General features: G+C 67.1%; 6 protein-coding genes and 1 pseudogene. 5 read left to right on the top strand and 2 right to left on the bottom strand.

Annotation, left to right across the window (positions count from 1 at the left end):
- Positions 1-355, bottom strand: a pseudogene (locus IRG63_RS12225) (hypothetical protein); the annotation flags it as partial.
- 236 nt (positions 356-591) lie between these two features.
- Between IRG63_RS12225 and IRG63_RS12220 the strand changes: the two are divergent.
- Entirely contained in the window at positions 592-1,197 is a 606-nt protein-coding gene (locus IRG63_RS12220; RefSeq protein ID WP_193510304.1) for a GDSL-type esterase/lipase family protein, read from the top strand.
- A 4-nt stretch (positions 1,198-1,201) separates the two neighbouring features.
- Here IRG63_RS12220 and IRG63_RS12215 read toward each other — a convergent pair whose 3' ends face one another.
- The gene (locus tag IRG63_RS12215) at positions 1,202-2,548 is read right to left on the bottom strand and encodes a M20/M25/M40 family metallo-hydrolase (RefSeq protein WP_193510303.1); all 1,347 of its coding nucleotides are present in this window, start codon (positions 2,546-2,548) and stop codon (positions 1,202-1,204) included.
- 178 nt (positions 2,549-2,726) lie between these two features.
- On the opposite strand from IRG63_RS12215, the gene IRG63_RS12210 reads away from it, so the two are divergent.
- From IRG63_RS12210 to IRG63_RS12195, 4 genes are all read left to right on the top strand, one after another.
- Positions 2,727-3,062, top strand: a complete 336-nt coding sequence (locus tag IRG63_RS12210) for a DUF6804 family protein (protein WP_193510302.1) — start codon at positions 2,727-2,729, stop codon at positions 3,060-3,062.
- A gap of 101 nt (positions 3,063-3,163) precedes the next feature.
- On the top strand, positions 3,164-4,687 hold the full coding sequence (locus IRG63_RS12205) for an FAD-dependent oxidoreductase (protein ID WP_193510301.1): 1,524 nt from the start codon (positions 3,164-3,166) through the stop codon (positions 4,685-4,687).
- Positions 4,688-4,727: 40 nt separating this feature from the next.
- Positions 4,728-5,444, top strand: coding sequence for a DUF4097 family beta strand repeat-containing protein (locus IRG63_RS12200; RefSeq protein WP_193510300.1), 717 nt, complete (start codon positions 4,728-4,730; stop codon positions 5,442-5,444).
- A 223-nt stretch (positions 5,445-5,667) separates the two neighbouring features.
- Complete coding sequence (locus tag IRG63_RS12195) at positions 5,668-7,803, top strand: DEAD/DEAH box helicase (protein ID WP_168627810.1); 2,136 nt, start codon at positions 5,668-5,670, stop codon at positions 7,801-7,803.

Here is a 7,803-nt window from a genome sequence, read left to right as displayed (position 1 = left end):
CGGCGTTCTGCAGCAGGTCGGCGTCATTCATCATGGTGCCGACCCGCACGAGCGTGGTCGCCTCCCGCGCCGTCGACCCGGTAACCCCACGAATCAAAGCCTCCGGGGTGCGGAACCCCTCCTTCCGGGCCAACCCACCGAAACCCGCCTCCACCGATGAGCGGCGCACCACCTCACCGGCCAGCACCGACGCGCAAGCATCAAGACTGCGCTTGGCCTCCGCCAACGACGCCTGCGCCGCCAGTAGCTGCTTGTCACCCAGCCCCCGGGCACCCGGCGCGTCGGCGCCGATCCGGGCGGCAGCAGTAAGCAGGACCTCGAGCGAGGTGCTGAACGTAGCTGCGGAAGATCTCATGCATCAATTGTCCCAGCCTCGAACACAGCTACCCAAGCATATTTGAGAATCTGTTAGAAACTACTTTCCGGGCCACCTGTGAAGGAGCAGAGCGGCCGGCGAGCTCGTTTATGGCCCCGCGGCGCACACGAAGCAGCCAAGCATTGCCCAGCCGCCCACCAGCCCACCCGACGCCAACCTCCGGCACTTTCTCAGGCCTCACCGACACAATTTTCTGCAGAGGCGGAAGGATTTTCATGAGCAACTCCCACAGCAGCGTCGGCGCGGGCGATGATGCTCGGCCGCTCATCGCCTTCCTTGGTGACAGTCTGACCGCCGGTTTCGATTGGGGCGCGTGGCTGCCCGATGCCCGCGTGGTGAATTTCGCAGTCAACGGCGCGACCACAGATGACGTCCTCCAGCGCTTCGGAGATGTCGTTGACACGCATCCGGATGAGATCGTCCTTATGGCGGGCACTAATGATTTCGGCCAGCGGTCGAGCGTCGAACACGTGGTCCGCAACATTCAGCTGATGATGGTCGAGTTGCGCCGCGAACTCCCGGGTGTCCGGATGCTCGTGCAGTCCATCCCGCCGCGCCAGCAGGAGTTCGCGGCTCGCATTCGCGAGGCGAACATCCACCTGCGGCAGTTCTGCGCCACTGTGAAGGCGCAATACCTCGACCTGTGGCCTGCTCTCGCTGCCGGCAGCACCGAGCTGAACCCGGACTTCAGCACCGATGGCCTGCACCTGAACGACGCCGGCTATCAGGCGTGGCTTGCGGAGTTGCACCCGGCGCTCGAACGACTCGTCGAGGCGCCGCCGATGACGCGCCCGCTGCAGGTCATCCGGCAGTCCGGCTAGCCCGTCACAGTCCGGCAACCAGCTGCCGGTAGAACAGCACTCCGCTCAGGTAGGTGCTCACGCGTATCCGCTCGTTCATCGCGTGCAACGTGCCCCGCTCCGCTTTCGACATCTGGAACGGGCTGAACCGGTACACGTTCGCGCTGATACGCGTGAAGTGCCGACCGTCGCTGGCGCCGAGCATGACGTACGGCGTGACGATCGTGCCCGGGTAGGTGTGCTCGATCGTCTCCTTGATGAGCGTCCACGCCGGCCCGTGCGTTGGGGACACCGGGCTCGGCTCGTTCGGGTACTGGGCGTCGAGCCGCACTTTCGGATCCCGGATGGCGCGCCGCACGTGCGCCACGGCTTCCGCGACGCTCGAGCCGACCGCGACCCGCACGTTCACGACCGCGACGGCGCGCTCCGCCAGCGCATTCGCGGCATCCGCACCCTGCAATTGCGTCACCGCACCGGTGGTGCGCACGATCGCGTTGGTCTCGTCGCCGAGCTTGGTGAACAACCCGAGCAGCAGCGGCCGGGTCAGCCACAGGTTGGTGAACACCCATTTGAACGGCTGCCGCGCTCGCGCTCCGAGCGTGCGGATCATCTCTAGGTTCGGCGCCGTGAACGCCTTCGGGAACGGTTTCGAGTTCAGCCGCACGATCGCGCGCGCAAGCCGAGCCGTCGCAGTCATGCGCGGGGGAGTGGAGGCGTGACCGCCCTCCTGTTCCACGGTCATCGTGAGGCTGAGGATGCCCTTCTCGCTCACCCCGACCACCGCGATCGGGTCACCGACTCCGGGGAAGACCCCCTCAACGACCGCGCCGCCCTCGTCGAGCACCAGTCGCGGCCGGACGCCGCGCTCCTCGAGCAGGTCGACGATCGCGCTTGCTCCGCCGCCGGTGGTCTCCTCGTTGTGCCCGAAATTCAGGTATAGGTCGTGCTTGGGCTGGAATCCGGATGCCGCCAGGGCCTCGACCGCCTCCAGGATGGTCGCAAGCGACCCCTTGTCGTCGAGCGTTCCGCGTCCCCAGACCACGTCGCCGTGCTCGGTGGGGACGATCTCCGCGGCGAACGGCGGATGCTCCCATCCGTCCACGGCGGCAGGGACGACGTCGTAGTGCGCCATCAGCACAGCGGGATCGCCCGGCTCCCGTCCCGCCCAGCGGTAGAGGAGGGAGTGACCAGCTACCACCTCACGCGTGAGCGCCGAGTGCGTCTCCGGGTACAGGTCAGGCAGCAGCTCGATGAACTCGTCGAAACGGGCCCACTCGGTCTGGGACTCGTCGAGCCTCGACACCGTCGGAACGCGCACGAGCGCCTGCAGCCGTTCCACCGCGCGAACCTCGTCGAACCCGCCACTCTCCACCCTCCAGACCCTAGCGGCACGTGGTCACGGCAGGCTCGATCCGCCAATACAGCGAGCGAAGCGGGGACGGAACGTGAGGCCGCGGGTGTGGTGGGCGTCTACGGGCGGCTGTCTCACGTTCCGTCCTCGCGAAGCGGCCGGAGCGTCCCGGCCACGACCACCAGTACCCTTGACCACGATGACCTCCTACCCCTCACCACCGCCCTTCACCCGCCCAGCGCTCGCCCCCGGCATCCTCGGGGCCGTCGTCCTTGTGGCCGGCCTGCTGCTGATCGAGAACCCGAGTGGGTTCCTCTGGATCCGCTTCGCGGTCGCGATCCTCGCGGCCATCGTCGGTGTGTTCGCGGTGCAAGCGCGGCACTGGTGGTGGCTGCCGCCGCTGGCAGCGATCGTCGTGGTGTGGAACCCGGTCTGGCCTTTCGAGCTGAGTGGTCAGTTCTGGGTGGCCGGGCAGTACGCGGCGGCTCTCGTGCTGATCCTCGCTGGTGTGCTCGTCAAGGTCCCGAATCCGTAAAGCTCGTACCCGACGCTGACTCTGCAAGTCGGCAGGGAACCGGCTGAATCCTCTGGTCGGGCATCCGGATGCCGCCTACCGTGAGTCCCACGGAGGTGCCCATGCTGACGAGACTTGAGACCTCTCTCTGGCGGGCTCAGTCACCCGGGATCGAGACGGATCCTCCACCGATCGACTTCGCGCGCCGCCGCTTCGACATCGTTGTCGCAGGCGCCGGCATCACCGGTCTCACCACGGCGCTCCTGTTCGCCCGGGCGGGCCTCAGCGTTGCGGTGCTCGAGGCGCGCTCGGTCGGTGCGGTGACGACGGGCAACTCGACCGCGAAACTGTCGGTGCTGCAGGGCACGCGCCTCAGCGACATCCTCGCCCACACGACGCTGCGTACCGCCAGGGCGTATGTCGAGGCGAACCGGGAGGGCCGCGACTGGCTCATCCGCTATTGCGAAGAGCATGGCGTTCCCGTCCAGCGCCGCGACGCGTTCACGTATGCTGCGACCCCGGATGCCGCGGATGCGGTGCGGCGCGAATACGAGGCCACCCGGCGGCTCGACCTTCCAACCGACCTCGTCGAGCCGACCGAGCTGCCCTTCGAGACTCACGGAGCTGTGCGCCTCGCCGACCAGGCGCAGGTCGACCCGATGCTGGTGCTCGCGGCGCTCGCCGCGGATGTCCGCGACCATGGCGGCGTCATCTACGAGAAGTCGAACGTCAGGAGGGTGCGGGCATCGAAGCCGGTCGACGTAGAGACCAACCGCGGTGTGGTGCTCGCAGGCAAGCTCATCCTGGCCACCGGGATGCCGATCCTGGACCGCGGTTTGTACTGGGCGAAGGTTGTCCCGCAGCGGTCCTATGCCATGGCGTTCCGGGTCCCCGGCGAGTTCCCCAAGGGCATGTACATCTCGGCGGACACGCCGACGCGCTCACTGCGAACCGCCGCCGACCGGATGCTGCCAGAGGGGAACACCGGCGACGAACTGCTCATCGTCGGTGGCAACGGTCATGTGACCGGTCGGGAACCATCACCGCAGGCCCAGTTCGATGACCTCGAGCGCTGGACCGGCGAACACTTTCCGGGAGCCGTGCCCACCCACCGTTGGTCGGCGCAGGACTATGAACCCGCTGGGCGTGTTCCCTACGTCGGCTGGCTCCCGCGCGGTCGCGGCCGCGTATTTCTGGCGACGGGCTACAACAAGTGGGGCATGGCCAACTCGGTTGCCGCGAGCCTGACCCTGGCGTCCGACATTCTCGGCGGCAGCATCTCGTGGGCCCGCACGCTGCACAATCGCATCACGAGCCCGCAGGATGTCGCGGCGGGCATCGGCGCGAACGCGGCGGTCGCGGTGCACCTGGTGCGCGGGTATCTGAGCGCGTGGCAAACGGCAGAACCGGAGACGCCGCCCGCCGAGGGCGAAGCCATCGTCACCCACAACGGGCTGAGACCTGTCGGCGTTTGCACCGTCGCCGGCGAGACCTCCCGGGTCTCAGCCCGCTGCCCGCACCTCGGCGGCGTCGTCACCTGGAACGACGCGGAGTTGAGCTGGGACTGCCCGCTGCACGGTTCACGTTTCGCGGCGGATGGTGCACGTCTCGAGGGACCCGCGCGGTGGGATCTGCCCCGCCGCTGATTTCGGAGATCTGGTGAGCAACATGCGCAGCTTGGCAAGAGTGACATCAGCAGGAATCCTGGCGAGCGCAGCGGCGGTCGGGCTCGCTGGATGCTTCATCCTTCCCCAGTCGACCATGTCAGACGACACAGTCATCACGGACCAGGTCAACTCGGTACGCCTCGCGATCGATAACGATTCCGGGAGCGTCGTCATCACTGGCACCGAAGGGGCGTCCGAGGTGACGATGAAGCGCACCTTCAGCTACCGCGGCAACGAGCCGGATGAGGACACCTACAGCGTCGACAGCGGGGAACTGGTGCTCGAGGGGTGCGGCCGGAATTGCTCCGTGGAGTACGTGATCGAACTGGCAGAGGACGTATCGGTCGAGGGTGAGACGAGCAACGGGCGGATCGAACTCAGCCACGTCGCTGATGTGGACGTGCGTACGTCGAACGGTCGAGTCGAGCTGAACGACGTCACGGGCACAGTCTCGGCGCGTACAAGCAACGGCAGGATCAGCGGCGAGGGGCTCCAGGGCGACACGAGCGTGGAAACCTCCAACGGCGCGATCGAGCTCGAGTTGGAGACCGCCCAGAACGTCTCGGCGACGACATCGAACGGGTCGATCAGCCTGACCGTGCCGGAGGACTCGTACGACGTAACTGCGGAAACCAGCAACGGCAGCGCCAACATCGGTGTGCCGGATGAGGACGGCGGCCAGTTCCAGCTCGAGCTGCGGACGAGCAACGGCAGCATCGACGTGAGAGAGCGCTGAGGTCAACAGAATCCGCCGCGTGCGCCGGATTTGCCGCGCGCACTGGGCGGATTGCCCTTTTATGGCGTAAACTCGACTCGAACGTGACACCAATCGCGATTCGACCTTGCTTCACGGTGGGTTGCTCGAATCGGGTGTCGGATAGCCGCCGAATACGCGGAGTTGACTCGTGACCGCTTCGGTCACGCACAGTGGCGGAGGGGTATCCCTCCCGAGGAGGAGCATGGCTCGATCGGGCCAGAAGACGTCGGCACGATCCGGCGGAGCGCAGAGGCGCTCATCACAGCGGCGGTCCCGCCCGGGGGACGATGTCGGCATCATCCCGGTGCTCGCTCGCGCGGTGCGCGAAGTGGAGAGCTCGGTGGAGCGCGGCAAGGCCAGCCCGGCCAACCGCACCAAGTTCCAGGTGATCGCGCTGCTCATGCGCGAGGAGCGCAAGCACGCCAAGGCCGACCCCGAACTCACCGACGCGGAGCGTGCCGAGACGCTCAAGCGGCTCGATGGCGTGGCGACCATCCTGGCGAAGACGGCGGCGCGCGACACGTCGCTGATCCAGTTGCTCGCGGAGGACGCGAAGGTATCGGATGCCGCACACAAGCTCCGCCGGGACATGCTGATCGCATCCGGCACCGAGCTGTCCCCGGACGACCTCATCATCGTGAAGGAGCCGGAGGCACCCAACCCGCTCGTCGAGAAGCAGGTCGTTCCGCTGTCGGTGCGGCAGGCTCAGCTCGCGAATCCGTTCCTTGCCCCCGACCTCACCGCCATCCAGTCGCAGCCGAAGCCGCAGGCCAGCCGGCTCGCGAACTGGGAGCTGCTCGACCCGCTGTTCAAGTCGTTCGAGTACGGCGCCGGCGGGGGAGCCGCCACCATGGACCTCCCCGAAGACGGCCCGCACGCGACGCCCGGCGGCATGGAACTGATGCGGCACCAGGCCAGGCTGATGGCCAAGGTCAAGGAGGGGCACCGCACCTTCCTGCTCGCCGACGAGCCCGGCCTCGGCAAGACCGCCCAGGCCCTGCTAGCTGCTGCAGCGAGCAAGGCCTACCCGCTGCTGGTGGTCGTGCCCAACGTCGTCAAGACGAACTGGGCACGCGAGGTCGAACTGTGGACGCCGAAGCGCACCGCGACGGTCGTGCACGGCGACGGTGACGACGTCGACGCATTCAGCGATGTCGTGATCGTCAACTACGAGGTGCTCGACCGCCACGTCGGCTGGCTCAGCCGGTTCGGTTTCAAGGGCATGGTCGTCGACGAGGCGCACTTCATCAAGAACATGCAGTCGCAGCGCTCCAAGCATGTGCTCGCACTGTCGAAGAGCATTCGCACACTGAAACCGGACGCGCTCATGATGGCGCTGACCGGTACCCCGCTGATCAACGACATCGAGGACTTCCGCGCCATCTGGCAGTTCCTCGGCTGGATCGACGACAAGAAGCCGCAGCCGTTGCTGATGGACAAGCTTGAGGAGACCGGGCTGACACCGGCCGACTTCGGCTTCTTCGCCGAGGCCCGCAAGGCCGTCGTCGAGATGGGCATCGTGCGGCGCAAGAAGGTGGATGTCGCGGCCGACATCCCTGCACGCCGGATCGCCGACCTGCCGGTCGAGCTTGACGGTGAGGCCGGGCGCAGCATCCGGGCGGCTGAGGACGCCCTCGTCGCTCGTCTGCTCGACAAGTACCGCCGCGTGCTCGCCGCCAAGCCGGATGGTGCGCGCGAGGACCTGATCCGCGCGGTCGCGCACGCAGAACTTGAGGAGTCGAAGGGCACCAAGTCGGGCGAGAACGTCTTCACCATGGTGCGCAAGATCGGGCAGGCCAAGGCCGTGCTGGCCGCCGACTACACGGCTCAGCTCGCCCGGTCGGTCGGCAAGGTGGTCTTCTTCGCCAAGCACATCGACGTGATGGATGCCGCGGAGGAGCACTTCGCACGCACCGGGCTCAAGTCGATCTCGATTCGCGGTGACCAGACGAGCGCCCAGCGCCAGCGCGAGATCGACGCGTTCACCAATGACCCAGAGGTGCACGTCGCGGTCGCGTCACTCACCGCGGCCGGGGTCGGCTTGAACCTGCAGGCGGCGTCCAACGTCGTGCTCGCTGAATTGTCCTGGACGAGCGCCGAGCAGACGCAGGCGATCGACCGTGTGCACCGCATCGGTCAGTCGGAGCCGGTGACCGCCTGGCGCATCATCGCTGCCCACACGATCGATGCGAAGATCGCCGAGCTCATCGACTCGAAGGCCGGGCTCGCCGCCCGGGCGCTCGATGGGTCCGATGAGGAAGTGGTCGCCGAGTCGAACGTCCAGTTGGAGGCTCTGTCGGCGCTGCTGCGCGACGCGCTCGACGCGTCCGCTGGTTGA

It is taken from the genome of Cryobacterium sp. BB736, assembly GCF_014980265.1.
Lineage (GTDB): Bacteria > Actinomycetota > Actinomycetes > Actinomycetales > Microbacteriaceae > Terrimesophilobacter.
This window is presented reverse-complemented; position numbering and strand designations above follow the sequence as displayed.